The organism is Kamptonema formosum PCC 6407, assembly GCF_000332155.1.
Classification (GTDB): domain Bacteria; phylum Cyanobacteriota; class Cyanobacteriia; order Cyanobacteriales; family Microcoleaceae; genus Kamptonema; species Kamptonema formosum.
This window is the reverse complement of record NZ_KB235904.1, coordinates 1,452,103-1,471,134: the sequence shown is the minus strand read 5'-3', so window position 1 is coordinate 1,471,134 and position 19,032 is coordinate 1,452,103. Positions and strand designations below refer to the sequence as shown.

13 protein-coding genes are annotated in these 19,032 nt (G+C 43.1%); 9 read left to right on the top strand and 4 right to left on the bottom strand.

Going from position 1 to position 19,032, the window contains the following annotated elements:
- Positions 1–157 precede the first annotated feature (157 nt).
- The 3 genes from OSCIL6407_RS0123375 to OSCIL6407_RS0123365 all read right to left on the bottom strand — a co-directional run bounded on the left by OSCIL6407_RS0123375 (position 158) and on the right by OSCIL6407_RS0123365 (position 2,798).
- Positions 158–355: a hypothetical protein gene (locus tag OSCIL6407_RS0123375; RefSeq protein WP_007354456.1), complete on the bottom strand. Its 198-nt coding sequence runs from the start codon at positions 353–355 to the stop codon at positions 158–160.
- 432 nt (positions 356–787) lie between these two features.
- Positions 788–1,000 carry a hypothetical protein gene (locus tag OSCIL6407_RS0123370; RefSeq protein ID WP_007354457.1) on the bottom strand — a complete coding sequence of 71 codons (213 nt, stop codon included), beginning with the start codon at positions 998–1,000 and terminating at the stop codon, positions 788–790.
- A gap of 796 nt (positions 1,001–1,796) precedes the next feature.
- A complete protein-coding gene (locus tag OSCIL6407_RS0123365; RefSeq protein ID WP_007354458.1) occupies positions 1,797–2,798 on the bottom strand; it encodes a LysR family transcriptional regulator in 1,002 nt (333 codons plus the stop codon).
- A gap of 241 nt (positions 2,799–3,039) precedes the next feature.
- Between OSCIL6407_RS0123365 and OSCIL6407_RS0123360 the strand changes: the two genes are divergently transcribed.
- The 4 genes from OSCIL6407_RS0123360 (at position 3,040) to OSCIL6407_RS0123345 (ending at position 8,347) form a co-directional block, all read left to right on the top strand.
- Positions 3,040–3,753, top strand: a complete 714-nt coding sequence (locus OSCIL6407_RS0123360; RefSeq protein WP_007354459.1) for an NnrU family protein — start codon at positions 3,040–3,042, stop codon at positions 3,751–3,753.
- Between the two features lie 42 nt (positions 3,754–3,795).
- Positions 3,796–4,176, top strand: coding sequence for a thioredoxin family protein (locus tag OSCIL6407_RS0123355; RefSeq protein ID WP_007354460.1), 381 nt, complete (start codon positions 3,796–3,798; stop codon positions 4,174–4,176).
- A gap of 417 nt (positions 4,177–4,593) precedes the next feature.
- Positions 4,594–6,648, top strand: coding sequence for an NAD(P)H-quinone oxidoreductase subunit 5 (locus OSCIL6407_RS0123350; protein ID WP_007354461.1), 2,055 nt, complete (start codon positions 4,594–4,596; stop codon positions 6,646–6,648).
- Positions 6,649–6,766: 118 nt separating this feature from the next.
- A complete protein-coding gene (locus OSCIL6407_RS0123345; protein ID WP_007354462.1) occupies positions 6,767–8,347 on the top strand; it encodes an NAD(P)H-quinone oxidoreductase subunit 4 in 1,581 nt (526 codons plus the stop codon).
- 219 nt (positions 8,348–8,566) lie between these two features.
- Here OSCIL6407_RS0123345 and OSCIL6407_RS0123340 read toward each other — a convergent pair whose 3' ends face one another.
- A complete protein-coding gene (locus OSCIL6407_RS0123340) occupies positions 8,567–9,028 on the bottom strand; it encodes a COP23 domain-containing protein (RefSeq protein WP_007354463.1) in 462 nt (153 codons plus the stop codon).
- A 299-nt stretch (positions 9,029–9,327) separates the two neighbouring features.
- On the opposite strand from OSCIL6407_RS0123340, the gene OSCIL6407_RS0123330 reads away from it, so the two are divergent.
- The 5 genes from OSCIL6407_RS0123330 to OSCIL6407_RS0123305 all read left to right on the top strand — a co-directional run bounded on the left by OSCIL6407_RS0123330 (position 9,328) and on the right by OSCIL6407_RS0123305 (position 19,018).
- Positions 9,328–10,392 carry a sulfonate ABC transporter substrate-binding protein gene (locus tag OSCIL6407_RS0123330; protein WP_019487736.1) on the top strand — a complete coding sequence of 355 codons (1,065 nt, stop codon included), beginning with the start codon at positions 9,328–9,330 and terminating at the stop codon, positions 10,390–10,392.
- Positions 10,393–10,424: 32 nt separating this feature from the next.
- Positions 10,425–12,971: a cache domain-containing protein gene (locus OSCIL6407_RS0123325; RefSeq protein ID WP_456077494.1), complete on the top strand. Its 2,547-nt coding sequence runs from the start codon at positions 10,425–10,427 to the stop codon at positions 12,969–12,971.
- Positions 12,972–12,980: 9 nt separating this feature from the next.
- Positions 12,981–15,125, top strand: a complete 2,145-nt coding sequence (locus OSCIL6407_RS38165) for a CBS domain-containing protein (RefSeq protein WP_007354466.1) — start codon at positions 12,981–12,983, stop codon at positions 15,123–15,125.
- 609 nt (positions 15,126–15,734) lie between these two features.
- Positions 15,735–16,130 (top strand): response regulator, encoded by a 396-nt coding sequence (locus tag OSCIL6407_RS0123310; RefSeq protein ID WP_007354467.1) that lies wholly within the window; start codon positions 15,735–15,737, stop codon positions 16,128–16,130.
- Positions 16,127–19,018, top strand: a complete 2,892-nt coding sequence (locus OSCIL6407_RS0123305; protein ID WP_007354468.1) for a response regulator — start codon at positions 16,127–16,129, stop codon at positions 19,016–19,018. The genes OSCIL6407_RS0123310 and OSCIL6407_RS0123305 overlap by 4 nt, the downstream gene beginning before the upstream one ends.
- Positions 19,019–19,032 lie beyond the last annotated feature (14 nt).

Below are 19,032 nucleotides of genomic sequence, written 5' to 3'. Positions count from 1 at the left end.
AAATCGGTCAAGCGACAAGGGGAGATGGACTGGGTATTAATGCGATCGCTGAGTTGGAGTACGATCCCTAGAGTAATTACCAGACAAGGAAAGGCGTAGGGAAAACAAACAGGCAAGAGTGCGATCGCGCCCCGAAAAATTCAACCTTCGGGGTCAACTACCGCACGCTAGTCAATTCCAGAGACTCCTGCTTCACGCGACCCGCCATCGCTGCCAACTGTAAACTCATAAAAGCATTCAAATCCTCCAAATCGTACCGCGCAGTCGTAAATATCTGCTGCATTTGCTTTTCAGCTTCCAGCGTCAGATATCCCGTACTGAGAGCTTGTTGGACAACTTCACGAATCACCATCATAGAAATGCTCCTTACTTCTCTTGTCTCTTGCTTCTAAAACAAGTATCTGGTTTTATCCCGAAACTCTCAGTGACGCTCCTTTAGCCTGCCTGTGATACTTTGAGAGGTAGCCTGTGACTAGCCGTTAGAGCCTCAGTGACTGCGATCGCAACTAGATCGATCTCCAGTCAAGGCTTTGACAGCAGGTTCTTTAGCAATACACGAGGCATCTGAGGGCCGCCGCCATTTCCCCACCCGCAGGAGAGAAAAAGAGCGAGGGAAAAAGGAGACAACCAGTATGGATTTATAACAACCATCTTGGCGTTTAGGACGCTACTAATTGCTGAAACCATTGCTTTTTATTGTCTTGTACCTTCAGCATAGTTGCCCTCTGCCAAATGCTAGAACTTAGGATGAGCTGGAATTAGCGGCATCTCTGCCGAATGCTAGAACTTAGGATGAGCTGGAATTTCTCGCATCTCTGACCTCGCGGGACTCTTGTCTAACGCGGCCAGCCATCGCCGCTAGTTGCAAACTCATAAAAGCATTGAGGTCTTCGATATCGTATTTAGTAGTAGTTAGCATTTGCCGAAGCAGATTTTCGGCTTCAACTGTTAGATAACCCGTACTCAGAGCTTGTTCAACGACTTCGCGAATCATAATCATAGTAACCTCTGCTTTTTTCACTGCCTGGATGAGATTAGTATTAAGTATTTCAACCGATCGCACAGTGATAGCAATGCCGTAGGTTCTGTGACGTTTTTGGAATCAGCAGGTGATGGTTTGGTTGCTCTGACGTGACTAACTGTAGAGAGGGAGTGTGATCGAGATCGCGAGGATCTATCGTAGGGGAGAGATGGGAAGGATGAGGGGGAGGGCAAAGATGGGAACGATCGGGCCGACGGGGAAAAGAGGGAAGTGCAATTTTTCCTGACTCCTTCCTTATTTTACTCTCCCCAAAATAAGAAAAGAGGGGCGATCGTGCTAATTCCTGCCTTTAGTTGTCACATTTAGACTGTAAAGCTTTAGCGGATAATGCTTGATTGCACTTTTGATCGGAGATTTTGCATCACCGAATTGGCTTGCTCAACTTCTACCAAATCGCTCCTAAGTTTAATACAAAACCAGGAAGCATCGGCTCACCAGATACTTGAGTAGGATTATCCAAAACTTCTACTTCTGCACCGGGTCGATAAATTTCTACTTGCCTATTTTTACGATATTGTCTTCCCTAAAGCCTTTTTCCAATCAACCAAAACGCTGTCTTGGGTTCCAAGACAGTAACTTAGCCATGCGATCGGGAAACATACCTTGCTTGCTGACTTCGCTAAACACACCAGACAGAAGGTATTCTGTGCCGCCAAACCCGGATTTTGCTGATTTGTTATTAGCAATTAGTAATTAGCCATCACCCACTAACCACTAACCACTAACGATTAACCATTAGCAACTTGAGACTAGATTAACTTCCAGACGAATTGGGAGCCATTATCTCTATATCTAATCCCTTGAGCGGAAGTTCCTTTCTCTCCTTAGTAAAGCCTTCAGAAGCAAACTGGGGCAAAATTTCATTACTGAAAGCCTCTGCCGCTTTCGAGCGGTAGCGGTTAGGATTGTAAATCAAAGACAAAATTCGAGTAATTACAACTTGCTCCACTTGGCTTTTATGAAGCACCTTCATCTGCAACTCCTTTTCAATAGCTGAAACGGAAACAAATGCAGCACCCAAACCTGACTGGACAGCATTTTTAATCGCTTCAATTGAATTGAGTTCCATTTCAATTTTTAAACGGCGAGTATCAATGCCACTACGAGTCAGCACTTGGTCAATAACTTTGCGAATTGTGGATTGAGAATCTAGGGAAATAAACTGCAATTTATAAAGGTCTTCTTTTGGTATCGCTTCAGTTTTTGCTAGAGGATGAGAGATGGGCAGAATCAGAGCTAGCTCATCTTCAGCGTAAGGAATGATTTGTAAAGAATCTTGGAGTTCCGAAGGAATTTCACCACCAACAATCGCGAGGTCAATTTGCCCATTAGCGACACTCCAAGCAGTGCGGCGAGTGGAATGAACGATCAATTGCACCGCAACATTCGGATACTGTTCGCGAAACATCCCGATCATGTGGGGGAGGAGATAAGTCCCAGTAGTTTGAGATGCACCCACGATCAGAGTACCGCCTTGGAGATTTTGCAGATCCTCAATAGCTCGGCAAGTTTCCTGACAAAGCGATAAAACTTTCTCGCCATAACTGAGCAAGAGATGACCCGCTTCCGTAAGTTGGGCTCGTCGCCCACCTCTGTCAAATAGAGGGACATCTAATTGTCGCTCTAAGTTCTGCACCTGCAAACTGACTGCTGGCTGGGACACATAGAGACTGTCAGCGGCCCGCTTGAAGCTTCCTTCAGAGGCGATCGCTTTGAGAATTCGTAACTGATCTAAAGTGAAAGGAAGGTCAGACATATTGCTTAACCTGAAACGTGCGAGGATTTGGCCGGAGAAATGGGAAACTGTCGATGGGGAATTGAGCAGAACGTCTGTTGGGTCAGCCTACGGGTAGCGAATACCCGTACACTGGAAATTTCAGAGCATTCTGACGATCCAACCGCCATACTGCATACCCCATTCCCCACAACCGCTCTTTTAGATACTTTCTGACACAACGAGAGCCAAGAATCAATAAGTTTCTTTAATAGTGACAACAATGACACACGACTGGCTAACTCCCAGCCATTTGATAATGCTGGGGCTGTTACTGGGTTTTGCGATCGCCCACAGTGGCTTAGCTGCTTTGCGCCCCAAAGGAGAAAAACTCATCGGCCCCAGACTCTACCGGGTTTTATTTGCCTTAGTTAGCATCCCTCTAGCGACAGTGCTGATTATTTACTTCTTCAACCATCGCTACGACGGTTTGCAACTCTGGCAGTTACAAGGTGTACCCGCAGTTAAACCTTTAGTTTGGACGCTTTCGGCGATTTCGTTCTTATTCCTTTACCCCGCTACTTTCAACCTACTAGAAATTGCAGCGATCCAAAAGCCCCAAGTCCACCTCTATGAAACTGGCATTATTCGTATTACCAGACATCCCCAAATGGTGGGTCAGGTGATTTGGTGTATCGCCCACACGCTCTGGATTGGCACTAGCTTCACCCTCCTTACCTCTATCGGGTTAGTGCTGCACCATCTGTTTGCAGTGTGGCATGGCGACAGGCGGATGCGGGCCCGTTATGGCGAATCTTTTGAAGCCTTAACATCTCGCACTTCAGTAATTCCGTTTTTGGCTATACTTCAAAATCGTCAAACCCTTGACATTTGGGAGTTTTTGCGCCCTGCTTACTTGGGGGTAGCTATTTTCACCTTAATTTTGTGGAAAATTCATCCTTTATTAATTGGTGCGACAGGTAGCTTAGCCTGGTAGCATGATCCCAGAATATTAAAAGTTAATAAATTACGAGGGATCATGCTGTTGTCGGTTAGCGAGCGGACATTTACACAAGAAGTTTTTGAATCAAACACTCCCGTGCTAGTCCATTTTTGGGCTCCCTGGTGCGGAGTTTGTCGCCTGATTGACCCCCTACTGAAGCAATTTGAAGCTGACTGGGCTGGCCAGGTGAAGCTAGTCGGAATTAATGCTGACTCTAGTTTGAAATTGGCAAGCACTTATAAACTCAGCACTTTACCCACACTGATCCTATTTGACAGAGGTAAAGTGCTGTTTCGTTTTGAACAATTCCAAGGGCGAGAGGATTTGCGGCGGACTCTCGATGCTTTCATGCAGAGTTATCAACCCAGTCCTCAAAGTCAAATCCTGCAACCACAGTCAGCGGTTCGCGGGGCATAGGTTTAAGGCGATCGCGATGACAAGCTAGGCCGACGGCAGGTTAGGTCAAGGCTAACGCGCTGTTTCTATTTTTTCTTAACACCGCCCTCGCTTGCGGTATGTCATTGCCAGCGAGGGCGGCGTTACTTATCTGTCTTGATTGCCTTGGTAATTGCTACAGGACTTACGCAACTGGCACAATTAGTAGAGTGCGTCAGTAGCAGAACTCCTCACTTTTCGCTCGAATCTAGGTCTGACACACCCTATAACTCGATACTCCTATAACAAAATCGTTCTTCTTTCTTCCTTCTTCCTTCGTCTTGTTAGTTGCATAGGTCACAGTTTAAGGAAGTATTTATGCTCAGCTCTGGCTGTCGTGTGTCACAATTGTTTACAGTTACGGCAACCTCATTACAAAGTAGAAAGTAAGTATCAGTCATGGAACAGCTTTATCAGTATGCGTGGCTGATTCCAGTCCTGCCACTGGCAGGCGCAATGCTAGTCGGCTTAGGGCTGATTTCCTTTAATGGAGCCACCAATAAACTCAGACAAATCAATGCTGTGTTTATCATCTCCCTGTTGGGAGTGGCGATGGTGCTCTCTTTTGCATTGCTTTGGAGTCAAATTAATGGTCATGCGCCCTATACCCGCGTCATTGAGTGGGCTGCGGCTGGTGACTTCAAACTGACTATGGGCTACACCATCGACCATTTGACGGCGGTGATGCTGGCGATCGTGACGACAGTTGCCTTGTTGGTGATGATCTACACCGACGGCTATATGGCTCACGATGACGGTTACGTGCGCTTTTACGCTTACCTGAGCATATTTAGCTCGTCGATGTTGGGTCTGGTAGTCAGCCCGAACATAGTTCAGATTTATATTTTTTGGGAACTGGTGGGTATGTGTTCGTACCTGCTGGTGGGTTTTTGGTACGATCGCAAAGCAGCGGCGGATGCTTGCCAAAAAGCTTTTGTGGTTAACCGCGTCGGTGACTTCGGTCTACTTTTGGGCATACTAGGACTTTACTGGGCAACTGGTAGTTTTGATTTTGAGGTAATGGGCGATCGCCTCCACAGTCTGATCGAATCCGGTACCTTGAGCGTTGCTCTCGCTACTATCTTCGGCATCCTCGTATTTTTAGGCCCCGCCGCAAAGTCGGCTCAATTCCCCCTGCACGTTTGGCTTCCAGATGCAATGGAAGGCCCAACGCCGATCTCTGCTCTGATCCACGCCGCAACGATGGTAGCAGCCGGCGTTTTCCTCATTGCTCGGATGTATCCAGTATTTGAAGCTGTACCCTCGGTGATGACTCTCATCGCCTACACGGGTTGCTTCACGGCGTTTCTGGGTGCGACGATCGCTATCACCCAAAACGACATCAAAAAAGGCTTGGCCTACTCTACCATTTCCCAATTAGGCTACATGGTGATGGCGATGGGCGTTGGCGCTTATAGCGCTGGCCTGTTCCACTTGATGACCCACGCTTATTTTAAGGCGATGCTGTTCCTGTGCTCTGGCTCAGTGATTCACGGCATGGAAGCAGTGGTCGGCCATAACCCTGTTCTCGCTCAAGATATGAGGATGATGGGTGGATTGCGGAAGTATATGCCAATTACGGCTGGATGCTTCTTCATTGGCAATTTAGCCATCTGTGGAATTCCGCCTTTTGCCGGTTTCTGGTCGAAAGATGAGATTCTCAGCAAGGCTTTTGAAGCTAATCCCGCTCTCTGGATTGTGGGTTGGATTACGGCCGGCATGACGGCTTTTTATATGTTTCGGATGTATTTCAGCACCTTTGAGGGCGAATTCCGAGGCAATAATCAGGCAATTAAGCAGCAACTTCTGCAACCAATGATGCCTGCTATGGCTTTCGGCCCCGGTGCCATGCACGTCAAGGAATTGGATCATACCAAGGACGAGCATTCTCACGACGAACACGGACACAGCCATTCTCCTCATGAGTCACCGCTAACTATGGCGGGGCCTTTGATGGTATTGGCAATACCTTCAATGCTGATTGGTTTTGTGGGTACGCCGTTTGCCAATTACTTTGAGGAGTTTGTTCATGCTCCCGGAGAAGTGCTAGAAACAGCCCATGAGTTCGATTTGACGGAATTCTTGATTATGGGGGGAAGTTCTGTAGGTATTGCTTTAATCGGCATTACTTTGGCTTCTCTGATGTATTTGAGCCGGAAGATCGATCCCAGTGCGATCGCCCAAAAAATCAAGCCACTTTACGAGTTCTCCCTCAATAAGTGGTACTTGGATGATATCAATGATGCCCTATTTGTTAAAGGCAGCCGCCGTTTAGCTCGGCAAGTCATGGAAGTCGATTTTAAAGTAGTCGATGGTCTAGTCAATTTGACTGGTTTAGTGACGCTAATTAGTGGCGAAGCTTTGAAGTATTTTGAGAACGGTCGCGCTCAATTTTATGCCCTGATTGTGTTTGTCGCAGTTTTGGGTTTTGTGGTTGTTTCTGGGATGAGTTAACTGTTAACCGTTAACGGTTAACAGTTAACCGTTAACTGGATAATTAGGGGAAAATCCTCTTCCCTCTTCTCTTCTTCCCTAACCCCTAGCCCCTAGCCCCTAGCCCCTTCTGAACACAATGGATACAGCTAATTTTCCCTGGCTAACAACCGTAATCCTGTTTCCTATCTTCGCATCGCTGTTCATTCCTATCATTCCAGATAAGGACGGCAAGACTGTACGGTGGTATGCTCTGATTGTAGGACTGATTGATTTTGCTCTGATTGTCTGTGCTTTCTACACTGGGTATGACATTAATAACCCAGGACTGCAATTGGTGGAAAGTTACTCTTGGGTTCCGCAAATTGACTTAAGGTGGTCTGTGGGTGCTGATGGCTTGTCAATGCCCCTGATTTTGCTAACTGGTTTTATTACTACTTTAGCAATTTTAGCTGCTTGGCCGGTCACTTTTAAGCCGAAGCTTTTCTACTTCTTGATGTTGGCAATGTACGGCGGACAAATTGCAGTTTTTGCCGTGCAGGATATGCTGTTGTTTTTCTTAGTTTGGGAACTGGAATTAGTACCAGTTTACCTAATTTTATCAATTTGGGGCGGCAAGAAGCGGCTTTATGCGGCGACTAAGTTTATCCTCTACACGGCAGGTGGCTCCCTGTTTATTTTGCTTGCCGCATTGGCGATGGCCTTTTATGGCGATACCGTCACCTTTGATATGCGGGCAATTGCAAATAAGGATATCGGTTTAACTTTGCAGTTATGGTTATACGGGGGTTTCCTCATAGCTTATGGCGTAAAGTTACCGATTTTCCCCCTCCATACTTGGCTCCCTGATGCTCACGGAGAAGCAACAGCACCAGCACATATGTTGCTAGCAGGTATTCTGCTGAAAATGGGCGGCTATGCTTTGTTTCGGATGAATGCCGGAATGCTGCCAGATGCTCACGCTGTGTTTGCGCCGATGTTGGTAATTTTAGGTGTGGTGAATATCATTTATGCAGCGCTTACTTCCTTTGCTCAACGTAACTTAAAACGCAAGATTGCCTATTCTTCAATTTCCCACATGGGGTTTGTATTGATTGGTCTAGGTTCGTTTACAGAGTTGGGCATGAGTGGTGCGGTGCTGCAAATGGTTTCGCACGGTTTAATTGGGGCAAGTTTGTTCTTTTTAGTGGGTTGTACTTACGACCGCACTCACACGCTGATGCTCGATGAAATGGGCGGTGTGGGTAAGAAAATGAAGAAAGTTTTTGCGATGTGGACTGCTTGCTCAATGGCCTCTTTAGCCTTGCCGGGAATGAGCGGTTTTGTAGCAGAATTAATGGTGTTTGTAGGCTTTGCCACAAGTGATGCTTACAATCCTACGTTTAAAGTAATTGTGGTCTGTTTAGCAGCGGTTGGGGTAATTTTGACTCCGATTTATCTGCTATCTATGCTGCGCGAAATTTTGTATGGGCCTGAGAATAAGGAGTTGGTGGAACACGAAGCTCTAGTGGATGCGGAACCGCGAGAGGTGTTTATTATTGCCTGTCTGTTGGTTCCCATTATTGGGATTGGTTTGTATCCGAAGATTTTGACTCAGGTTTATGACGCAACTACTGTACAGTTGACAGCGAGGTTGCGAGATTCCGTGCCTTCTTTGGTGGCGAAAGCTAAGAGTGAGAAATTTGTTTCTTTGAGAGCTCCGGCGATTGAAAGTAATTGAACTGCCAAGAAGGCGGCGTTACGTGAGAAATCGGGCGATTAAAATCGCTACTACATAAACGAAGTCCGCCTATGCGGACTTTTTTATTGGTTTGATACAATTATAGCAACCGCCAAGGCGGTTAGGACATTCTAAATTACTGAAACCCACTTATTCTATTCCCTTCTTCCCTAGTCCCTAGTCCCTAGTCCCTAGCCCCTAGCCCCTAGCTATAATCAATCAATTTACCTGGATAGGTGGTGTATTTAAACTAGGATTATTAACTCTTTTAATCAGTTCTTGTCTGGCTTGTTCGGGAGTTAGACCTTTGGGAACTTGATACAATAATCTACAGGAACCATCTTGAGAATTAGCTGCACAAATAAGCGACTGTCCATTTTGAGATTTAGTGGCTGTAATAATATTATTCCAGTTTCCTTGCTGACGGTAAGTATTTAAAATTCCTGACACTCGCGTACATCTGGTGATAGCATCCTCTCCTGATTCCGAGAAATAGTTATCAGCTACCCACAAGATAACAGGAATATTCTTACCTTCTTGGGTAGCAATTGTAGCTGGATTGCCACTGGAAGTACCGCAGAAAAATGTAGCAGTTTGGCCGATAGCGGGACTGCTTGCTAGAGCGGAACTTACGAAGACAATGGCTGAGGCAGTAAGAACTGATTTTAGGTATTGAATCATTTATAGTAACAAGCGCTGTCCGTTAAGATTACTACTACTATAAAAATTTAAGCAAGATTGTTGCCGGGAAGATTAGGGAGTTAGTAAAATGGCTGAAAATTTATTGGGAAAATCTTGTATGCCTTGTCGGGAAAGGTATTGACGCAGTAAGCAGTTGAGGTGTAATAATTGATTAACTCCCTTAAGTTCGCCCATCCTATTTCCTGACCCTCAAGCTGGAAAATTTTTGAGCAATATTACATAATAAATGTGTAATTCCTGTCTAAATTAAAGCATGACAATTACCAATCAACAAAAAAATGGATTTTTCGCGGCTTCGCTCCTCATTCCTATCTGTTTTAACTAAAATCAAACAGCATTGGAAATTGACCTTTCTAGTATTATTTCTTCTAGGCTTATGCTTGAGTTTAATGCTCGGCAGCTACATTTTACCACACTCGCTTAACACATCTCAACTCCAAGATTTCCACTCACAAACAAAAGTTATTCGTATCGGTCATCAACCTCACGGAACCCTAGTTTATCTCAAAAATCAAGCTACTCTAGAAAAGCGCTTAGAATCAATGGGTTTTTCAGTAGAATGGACTGAATTTTCCGCAGGTAGACAGATCCTAGAAGCAATGGGGGAAGGAAAAATCGATCTGGGTTATGCTGGAGTTATCCCGCCCATATTTGCTCAAGCTAATGGGGTAGATTTTGTCTATATTGCTAATGATTCATCAACGCCTGAAAGTATGGGTATTTTAGTTCCTAAAGATTCGCCCATTCGCACGCTAGCGGATCTAAAAGGAAAGAAAATAACAGCAACAAAGGCATCCGCAGGTCAATATCTTTTAATTCAGGCCTTGAGTAAAGGTGGTTTGACACTAAAAGATATAGAATTTGTAGATTTACTACCGCCTCAAGGACAGGCAGCATTTAAGCAGGGAAAAGTCGATGTTTGGGCTGGCTGGAATCCATTTTTAGCTGAGTTGCAAGAAAATACGCCCGTTCGCCTCCTGACTAATACCGACGGGCTAATGAATGACAGAAATTTTTATATCGCGACTCGTTCCTTCGCGAACGACCGTGCGGAGATTATCAAAATTGTAATAGAAGAAGCGCATAAGATCGGCATTTGGATAACTAATTACCCCGAACAAGCTGCTCAAATTTTAACTACTAGCATAAGGATGAAACCTGCCACAGCTTTAATAGTAACTAAAAGCCGCCGCTATGACGCAATACCTATTCAAGATCGAGCGATTGAAGAACAGCAGCGGATTGCTGAAACCTTTTTTCGTTTAGGGCTACTTAAAAAGCGAATTTGGGTAGAGGATGCTGTATGGAAGCAGGGATTTAGTCAATGGGGCCCCTTTCAATGAACGAAGCTAAAATAGTAAGTCACAAAAATAAAATGCTGTCAATCGCTAATCAGCTCCGTTATGGTTTAGTTGCGATCGTTGTCTCCAGCGTACTAATAGCTGGAAGTGCATTAACCTATCTCAGTTTTCGCGAACAAGCAGAACAAACTAGGTTACTTCAGCAAGAGCGAGCGCAGGGAGCAGCTAACAAAATTAGCGGTTATTTAGACAACTTGCAGCGCCAGCTTAACTATCTCTCTGAACTGCGCGGCTTAACAGATTTTAACTCGGAAACTCAGCGCCGGATTCTAGATGGATTGGCAAATAGCAATAGCGCCTATGAAATAGTTGGCATTCTCAACGAGCGCGGTCAAGTCGTGCAGGCAATGTCACCCTACGCACCTATCTCTTTTTCCAGTTCACTTTTACTTCAAATATCTGGTAATTCACCGATGTTTTTAGAAATATTTAGAATGGGTCAAAATTATATCAGTCCAGTGGAAATTGACTCCGAAATAAATTTACCTGTCGCTACTTTAGCCCTTCCCATCCGCAATAGTCAAAATAAAATTGCTGGCATCTTATTTGCCAAAATTAATCTCAATTTTTTGACTCAAATTGTGGATAGGACGCAAGTTGGAAAAACTGGCTATGCCTATATTTTAGACAACCGTTCAGTTTTAATCGCCAGAAAAGACAGCAACCCTAGTAGATTTAACCTGCAAAACCTCAAAGACCGTCCATTTGTGCGAGAATTATTCAAATTATCCTTATCTCCAGAGATACAGCCAGCTATTGTTTATCAAGGATTAAACGGCGAAGAAGTTGTCGGAACAGCTACCATAGTGCGACGGGTACAATGGATGGTTGCTGTAGAACTCCCCACATCGGAAGCCTATGCTCCCGTGCGCTCAATGGTGTTAGTAATGAGCGGCGCGACTCTAATAGCTGCGCTGGCAGCAGTTGCTTTGGGAATCATTTTTTCTAGGTCAATTACTATTCCCTTAAAATACCTGGCTGCTGCTGCATCTAGAATTAGTGGTGGCGAGTTTGGCAGTAGAGTTAATATTGTTACTTCTAATGAATTTGGGGAGCTAGCTCAGTCTTTTAACCGGATGGCAGAGGAATTACAAAGGTATTTTAAGAAATTGCAAGACAGCGAACAACGGCTGGCTCAATTTCTGGAAGCGATGCCTGTAGGCGTGTTTATTGTCAACGATCAGGGTCAACCCTACTATGTGAATTCTCACGCTGAGCAGTTGCTAGCAAAAGGTTTAGTTGCTGATGCTACTGCCGACCAATTAAGAGAAATCTACCAAATGTATCTCGCGGACAGTAAAGAAATTTACCCCAAAGAATACGATCCTATTAGATGTGCGCTGCAAGGAAAAAGTGTCAACATTGACAATATGGAAATCCACCAACCTGACAAGATTATTCCCATAGAAGTTTGGGGAACTCCTATATATGACGAACAGGGAAATATTGCTTACGCGCTTGCAGCTTTTACAGATATTACCCAGCGCAAACAAGCAGAGAAATTATTAGCAGAATATAACCGCAATTTAGAAATCGAAGTGCAAGAACGTACCCAAGAACTTTCCCAAGTTATTGAACATCTCAAAGCCGCACAACAAGAATTAATTATATCAGAAAAAATGGCAGCACTGGGACAACTTATTGCCGGAGTTGCCCATGAAGTTAATACTCCTCTAGCAGCCATTCGCTCGTCCGTTGAAAATATTATCGATTTCTTCGCGAGCGACTTCTCGGAGTTACCCGAATTTTTCCAACAGCTATCACCAGAGCGCTACTCTGATTTCTTTACCTTGCTGGAAAATTCTACCCATCAACAAATGACCTTATCTAGTAAAGAAAAAAGACAATTAAAAAAAGCTTTAATTCTGGAACTTCAAGCCCACACCATTGAAAAAGCTGACACGATTGCTGACACCCTAATTGATATCGGAGTCTACGATAATGTACAACCTTTTTTGCCATGTATACAAGACCAGAGCAACGCTATAATTTTACAGCGAGCATATCAAATTTCTAGCATCCAAAAAAGTGCTGCTACTATTAAAACAGCCACAGATAGAGCAGCAAAAATAGTATTTGCCTTGAAAAGTTATGCTCGTTACGATCATTCTGGTAAAAAAGTAGTAGCTAATATCGTGGAGGGAATTGAAACTGTATTAACTCTTTATCATAACCAATTTAAACAGGGAGTCGAAGTAATCAGGAACTACGAACCCGATTTACCGTCTGTTCTCTGCTATCCCGATGAACTCAATCAAGTTTGGACAAATCTTATTCACAATGCGCTGCAAGCAATGGACTACAAAGGAACCTTAACAATAGAAGTAAAACAACAAAATAGAACTATCTTAGTTAAGATAATCGATAGCGGTAAAGGCATATCTCCTGAGATTATACCAAGAATATTCGAGCCATTTTTTACCACAAAACTACCTGGAGAAGGCAGCGGCTTGGGATTGGATATTGCCAGAAAAATTATTGAAAGGCATACTGGTAAAATAGAAGTTAACTCCCTGCCTGGTAAAACGATATTTACTGTGTCATTCCCGATCACCTTTTAGGGCTTTCCCATGTCACAAAATCTTTCTGATACACAAAGTTTACTAGAGCGAGCAATCGATCGCAATCCATTGCTAATAGCTCCGGGCGTTCCTGTTACGGAAGCGATCGCAGCCATGAGTTACTCTCGCGCTAGCTATACATTGATAGTAGAAAAAAACAAGTTAATGGGGATTTTTACCGAGCGCGATGTAGTCAAACTCACTGCTAGTAAAACCCCTTTAGAAGGAGTTGCTATCTCCCAAGTAATGACGCAAAATTTGATTACGATCGCCTTTCTAGAAGCTGGCGATATCTACTCAGTATTAGCCCTGTTCCGTTCCTCCAAAATTCGCCACCTGCCCATCGTAGACGAGCAAGGATACCCGATTGGTGTTGTCACCCCCGATAGTTTGCGACAGGTTCTCAAACCCACTGACTTGCTGCAAATGGGGCGCGTAGGAGAAATTATGACAACAGCGGTAATTACTGCCCCTGCAAATGCTTCAGTTTTTGAAGTTGCTCAGCAGATGGCAACCAACAGAAAAAGCTGCGTAGTTATTTGCCAATCTTGCGGTTATTCAGAAGCGATTGCTAATGGTAAACCCCTCAAACCTATTGGCATTATTACCGAAAAAGATCTGGTTAAATTTACAGCGACTGGACTTGATATTGCCCAAATTCCCGCAGAAAAATTGATGAGTTCTCCGTTGCTACCAGTACAACTCAATACTAATCTCTGGCAGACACATGAGATGATGCAAAAGCACGAAATTAGGCGGTTAGTGGTAGTAGATACAGATGGATATTTAGTAGGAATTGTGACGCAATCTACCCTGTTGTATGCAATAGATCCCATCGAAATGTATGCTACTGTAGAAATTTTGCAGCAAACCATCGCAGAAAAAACCCAAGAGTTGAGAACAGTTAATGAGAAAATGCAACAGGAAGCAACGCAGCGGCAACAGGCAGAAGAGAAGTTGCGGCAGCTAAATGAAAGTTTAGAAGAACAAATTAAACACCAAACCCTGGAACTGAGACAAGCTAACGCTCAACTCAAGCAGGAAATTTGCGATCGCACCGAAGCCGAAGCCGAAGTGCGCCGCCTCAACGCTGAACTCGAACAACGAGTGCAAGAACGCACGGCACAACTGGCAGCAAGCAACCAAGAATTAGCGCTAGTCCTTACTAATTTGCAAACAGCACAACAAGAGTTAATTCACTCAGAAAAAATGGCAGCTCTAGGACAACTAATTGCCGGAGTAGCCCATGAAATCAATACTCCTTTAGCAGCAATTCGCTCCTCTGTACAGAATATATTAGAGTTTTTTACAGAAAATTTAGAACGTTTACCAAGATTTTTTCAAGAACTATCCTTAGAACGCCAACAGTATTTCTTTACCCTGCTGCAAAAGTCAACCCAGCAAGCAGATACCTTATCAAGTAAAGAAAAACGCCAGCTCAAAAAATCTTTGCAGCGTCAGCTAGAATCGCAAGAAATTGCAGAAGCCGACAGCCTTGCCTGTACCTTAGCAGATATCGGTGTCGGCGGTGAAATCGAACCATTTTTACCTCTGTTAAAAGCCGCCGATAGTCAAACTATTTTACAAGCCGCCTATCAATTTGCCACAGTCCAGAAAAGTACCCGCACGATTGCGACTGCCACAGAACGTGCTGCCAAAATAGTATTTGCATTAAAAAGTTACGGTCGTTATGATAATTCTGGCAAAAAAGTATCTGCAAATATCGCTGAGGGAATAGAAACCGTATTAACTCTTTACCACTACCAAATCAAACAAGGTGTTGAAGTAGTTAGAAGCTACGACCCTAATTTGCCATATATACTGTGCTATCCTGATGAACTGAATCAAGTTTGGACAAACTTGCTTTATAATGCTTTGCAAGCGATGAATTATCGAGGCACTTTACACATTGAAGTCAAGCAACAGGAGCAAAGCTTATTAGTCAGCATCATCGATACAGGGAAAGGTATCCCTCCAGAGATTATGCCGAGAATATTTGAGCCATTCTTCACTACTAAAGCCCCTGGGGAAGGCAGCGGTTTAGGGTTAGATATTGTCAAAAAAATCATTGACAAACATCAGGGCGAAATTCAAGTAGAATCTTGGTCAGGAAAAACTCGATTTACTGTAGTTTTGCCCCTCAATTCAAACTAAAATAATTTTAAGGGGAAATTAAAATCTAGTAAAATAGCCATAAATATAGACTTGTTTTAGCCAATGCTGCTTCTAAACTAAGCACAGAAATATAATCCGGTCATCATCCATTTTTCGGGTAAATTGTCGCTGCTAGCGCGAGGACAACTGAGTTAAAAGGCTTACCTAGAACCGATCGATATATTTATACTCTCTCAACTCTCGATCGCAACCCAACTCTAAGAGAGTATGGAACGGCACAGAAACTATGAAGGAGAGTTGCTATTTATGTTATGCTATCTTCATGAACTCAATAAATTGTGAATAAATCGGATTTACAATGCTTGGCAAGTCATGGGTAATAAGGGGGTTTAAATACGATCGCAAGTTGGCAGGCAAATAATCTAGTGGTAAATATTAATGGCGCTAAGGGCATTTCCCCAAAGATTCTACCGAAAATTTTTGCTCCATTTTTTACCACTAAACCCAGGATCGCGCAGCGATTTGGGTTTAGATAGTGCAACAGAAATTATTGGATCGGGATCTGGGTAAAATTTATGGGTATCGCCAAGTAAAAGAAACAATAGTTACTGTCTCTTTGCCGTTCAATCAAAACTAGGAGGGAAATTCATGTCTAAGTCAGCAATTTTATGTGTGGATGATGAAATAGTGGTTTTAAATAGTTTGAAAATCCAACTCAAAAAAGAGTTTGGGGATACTTATGCCTACGAAGTGGCAGAAAGTGCCGACGAAGCATTAGAAGTAATTGAAGAATTAAAAGATGAAGAGACTGATATTTTAGTGATTGTTTCTGATTGGTTAATGCCCGGTATTAAGGGAGATGAATTTCTAATTAAAGTTCATGAAAAATATCCAAATATTGTTAAGGTAATGTTGACAGGTCAAGCCGATGAGTCAGCTATCGATCGGGCTAAGAAGAAGGCGGAACTACACGCTTGCTTGCACAAGCCTTGGGACAGGAAGGAATTGATTTCAACGATAAAATCTGGGTTGAAAAAATCATGAATAAACCTGTAATTATCTGTGTTGATGATGAACCGACAATTTTAGAAAGTTTGAAAATTGAGCTAAAAAAGGCGCTGGGGGAAGAATATACAATTGAAACTGCGGAAGGAGGGGTCGATGCTTTAGAGTTAGTAACTGAGCTGATCGACGAAGAGGGATGCGAAGTACCTTTAGTGATTTCTGATTACTTCATGCCCGATATAAAAGGGGATGAATTGTTAAAGCAGATTCACAGTATTTCCCCGAAAACAATCAAAATTTTGCTAACCGGGCAAGCTGATTTGCAAGCTGTTTCCAATGCTATTAAATATGCTCAACTATATCGTTACATCGCTAAACCTTGGCACCAGTCCGACCTGATTTTGACCGTAAGAGAAGCAATTCGCAGTTATTCTCAGGACAAACAACTAGCAGATCAAAATGTTAAACTTCAGCAGCTAAATGAGGAACTAGAAACGCTGGTAGAGCAGCGGACGGCTGAACTGCGACTTTCTGAGGAAAAGTTTGCTAAGGCTTTTCGATCTTCTCCCAACCCAATTACTATTACTAGACTTAGCGACGGACAACATATCGAAGTTAATGATGCTTTCTGCGCTATGATTAGTTGCACCTCCGAAGAAATCATTGGTAAAACTGCTATTGAGCTAGGTCTTTGGGCCAATGAAAAAGACCGCGCTCGCCTTTTTCAAGGCTTAGCAGAACAAGGTATAGTTCGCAACTATGAATTTCAATTTTGCCCAAAAACAGGCGAAATCAGAACAGCGCTCCTCTCAGCAGAAATCATTGAGATCCAAGGACAAACCTGCGTAATTTCTGTCAGTCAGGATATCAGCGATCGCAAACGGGCAGAAGAAAAACTTCGCGCCTCAGAAGCTTTTTTAGCAGCAGCTCAGCGAATAGCCCATGTTGGTAGTTGCGAAGTCGATCTATTGAATAATAATACTACTTGGTCAGAAGAACTCTTCCGAATCTTTGATCTCGATCCAAATCAACCTAAACCCACTTGTGAGGAGTTTCGTCAGTACATTCATCCCGACGACAGAGAACTTTGGGAAAAAAAATTTAACAGCACTCTTGTTGAAGGTAAAATCCAGAAAATAGAATATCGAATTGTACGATCTAACGGTTCTATTCGCCACATAGAAGCCAGAGGAGAACCAGTTTTAAATCAGCAGGGACAAGTACAGAAACTATTGATAATCATGATGGATATTAGCGACAGAAAACAGGCAGAAATAGCGGTGCAAAAGGCAAAAGAAGCTGCTGATAAAGCCAACCGAGCGAAAAGCGAGTTCCTTTCAAATATGAGCCACGAACTGCGTACTCCTCTGAATGCTATTCTCGGTTTTACCCAATTGCTAGCCCGTGATTCGTCCCTCAAATTCGAGCAAAAAGAACACTTAGGAATTATTAGCCGTAGTGGAGAACATTTACTTAATCTGATCAACAATATTCTGCAAATGTCCAAAATAGAAGTAGGTCAGGTGACGGTTAATAAAAACAATTTCGATCTCTATCGCCTGCTAGAAAGTATAGAGAAGATGTTTCAGTTACAAGCAGAAAAAAAGAATTTGCAGCTAATTATTGATATTGCCCCAGACCTTCCCCAATATGTGCAAACAGATGAAAGTAAATTACGCCAAACCTTAATTAATATTTTAGGAAATGCGATCAAGTTTACGCAAGAAGGGGGAGTGACATTGCGTGTCAGAATGAAAGAAGAAGCAATAAAAAAGAAAGAAGATGAAAGAATAAGTCAAAAAGATAATTTCCCCGTAAAGCAATTAAAATCTATAGATTTAGAGCCAATAGAGATCGCCAAAAACCAGGAGAAAATCTACAATTGGGAGTTAACAGAGTCAACTAAAAATATAAAAAATTCGCTCTGCTTTTCTGATGATTCTTCTTTCTTCCTTCAGTTTGAGATTGAAGATACTGGTTTGGGAATTGCACCCGAAGAAATAGACAACTTATTTAAGCCTTTCGTACAAACAGAATCAGGTATGAAAGCTCAAGAAGGAACTGGTTTAGGTTTACCAATTAGCAGACAATTTGTGCAATTAATGGGAGGAGATATTACCGTCAATAGCGATATAAATAAGGGAAGTATTTTCAAATTCAACATTGAAATTAGTCTTCCTGATATAGTTGAAATTCAAGGGTCAGAAACAACTAGGCGGGTCATTGGACTAGAAGCAGGACAACCAGAATACCGGATCTTAGCCGTTGACGATCGTATTGAAAGCCGACTTCTGCTAGTAAGATTGCTGACATCACTCGGCTTTTGTGTGCGCGCCGCCGAAAATGGAGCAGTTGCTGTTGATTTGTGGTCTAGTTGGGAACCCCACCTAATTTTGATGGATATGAGGATGCCAGTGATGGACGGGTATGAAGCCACAAAACGAATTAAAGCCCATTTAAAAGGTCAGGCAACAGTAATTATTGCCCTGACAGCAAGTGCTTTTGATGAAGAGCGATCTATTATTTTATCAACAGGTTGTGATGACTTTGTAGCCAAGCCGTTTCGAGAACAGGTGATCTTAGAAAAGATGGCTAAATATTTAGGAGTACGTTATCTTTATGAAGAACAAGTTTTATCTTCGTCCCCAAGCGGAAGGCGATCCCCATCTTTAACAAATCAGGAATCAGAAAGCGGACAATCAGATTCATCCTTTATTTTAGAGCCTTCATCTTTCCAAGGGATGCCTCTTGAGTGGATCGATAAATTGTACGATGCGGCTGACTCTGTTGATAACGACAACATTTTTCAGTTGCTTTCCGAAATACCTAGCGAGCGCGCTAATTTGAGTAAAGCATTAGCACAGCTAGTCAATAACTTCCGCTGTGATAAAATTCTGGATTTAATTGAGGAACTTAGAAATTTGTAGTTAATTTTTTTTAA

Coding starts and splice junctions, on each gene's coding strand:
- OSCIL6407_RS0123360 (WP_007354459.1), top strand. CDS start 3,040: ATGACACACGACTGGCTAACTCCCAGCCATTTGATAATGCTGGGGCTG.
- OSCIL6407_RS0123330 (WP_019487736.1), top strand. CDS start 9,328: ATGGATTTTTCGCGGCTTCGCTCCTCATTCCTATCTGTTTTAACTAAA.
- OSCIL6407_RS0123365 (WP_007354458.1), bottom strand. CDS start 2,798: ATGTCTGACCTTCCTTTCACTTTAGATCAGTTACGAATTCTCAAAGCG.
- OSCIL6407_RS0123350 (WP_007354461.1), top strand. CDS start 4,594: ATGGAACAGCTTTATCAGTATGCGTGGCTGATTCCAGTCCTGCCACTG.
- OSCIL6407_RS0123345 (WP_007354462.1), top strand. CDS start 6,767: ATGGATACAGCTAATTTTCCCTGGCTAACAACCGTAATCCTGTTTCCT.
- OSCIL6407_RS0123375 (WP_007354456.1), bottom strand. CDS start 355: ATGATGGTGATTCGTGAAGTTGTCCAACAAGCTCTCAGTACGGGATAT.
- OSCIL6407_RS0123325 (WP_456077494.1), top strand. CDS start 10,425: ATGCTGTCAATCGCTAATCAGCTCCGTTATGGTTTAGTTGCGATCGTT.
- OSCIL6407_RS0123370 (WP_007354457.1), bottom strand. CDS start 1,000: ATGATTATGATTCGCGAAGTCGTTGAACAAGCTCTGAGTACGGGTTAT.
- OSCIL6407_RS38165 (WP_007354466.1), top strand. CDS start 12,981: ATGTCACAAAATCTTTCTGATACACAAAGTTTACTAGAGCGAGCAATC.
- OSCIL6407_RS0123305 (WP_007354468.1), top strand. CDS start 16,127: ATGAATAAACCTGTAATTATCTGTGTTGATGATGAACCGACAATTTTA.
- OSCIL6407_RS0123340 (WP_007354463.1), bottom strand. CDS start 9,028: ATGATTCAATACCTAAAATCAGTTCTTACTGCCTCAGCCATTGTCTTC.
- OSCIL6407_RS0123355 (WP_007354460.1), top strand. CDS start 3,796: ATGCTGTTGTCGGTTAGCGAGCGGACATTTACACAAGAAGTTTTTGAA.
- OSCIL6407_RS0123310 (WP_007354467.1), top strand. CDS start 15,735: ATGTCTAAGTCAGCAATTTTATGTGTGGATGATGAAATAGTGGTTTTA.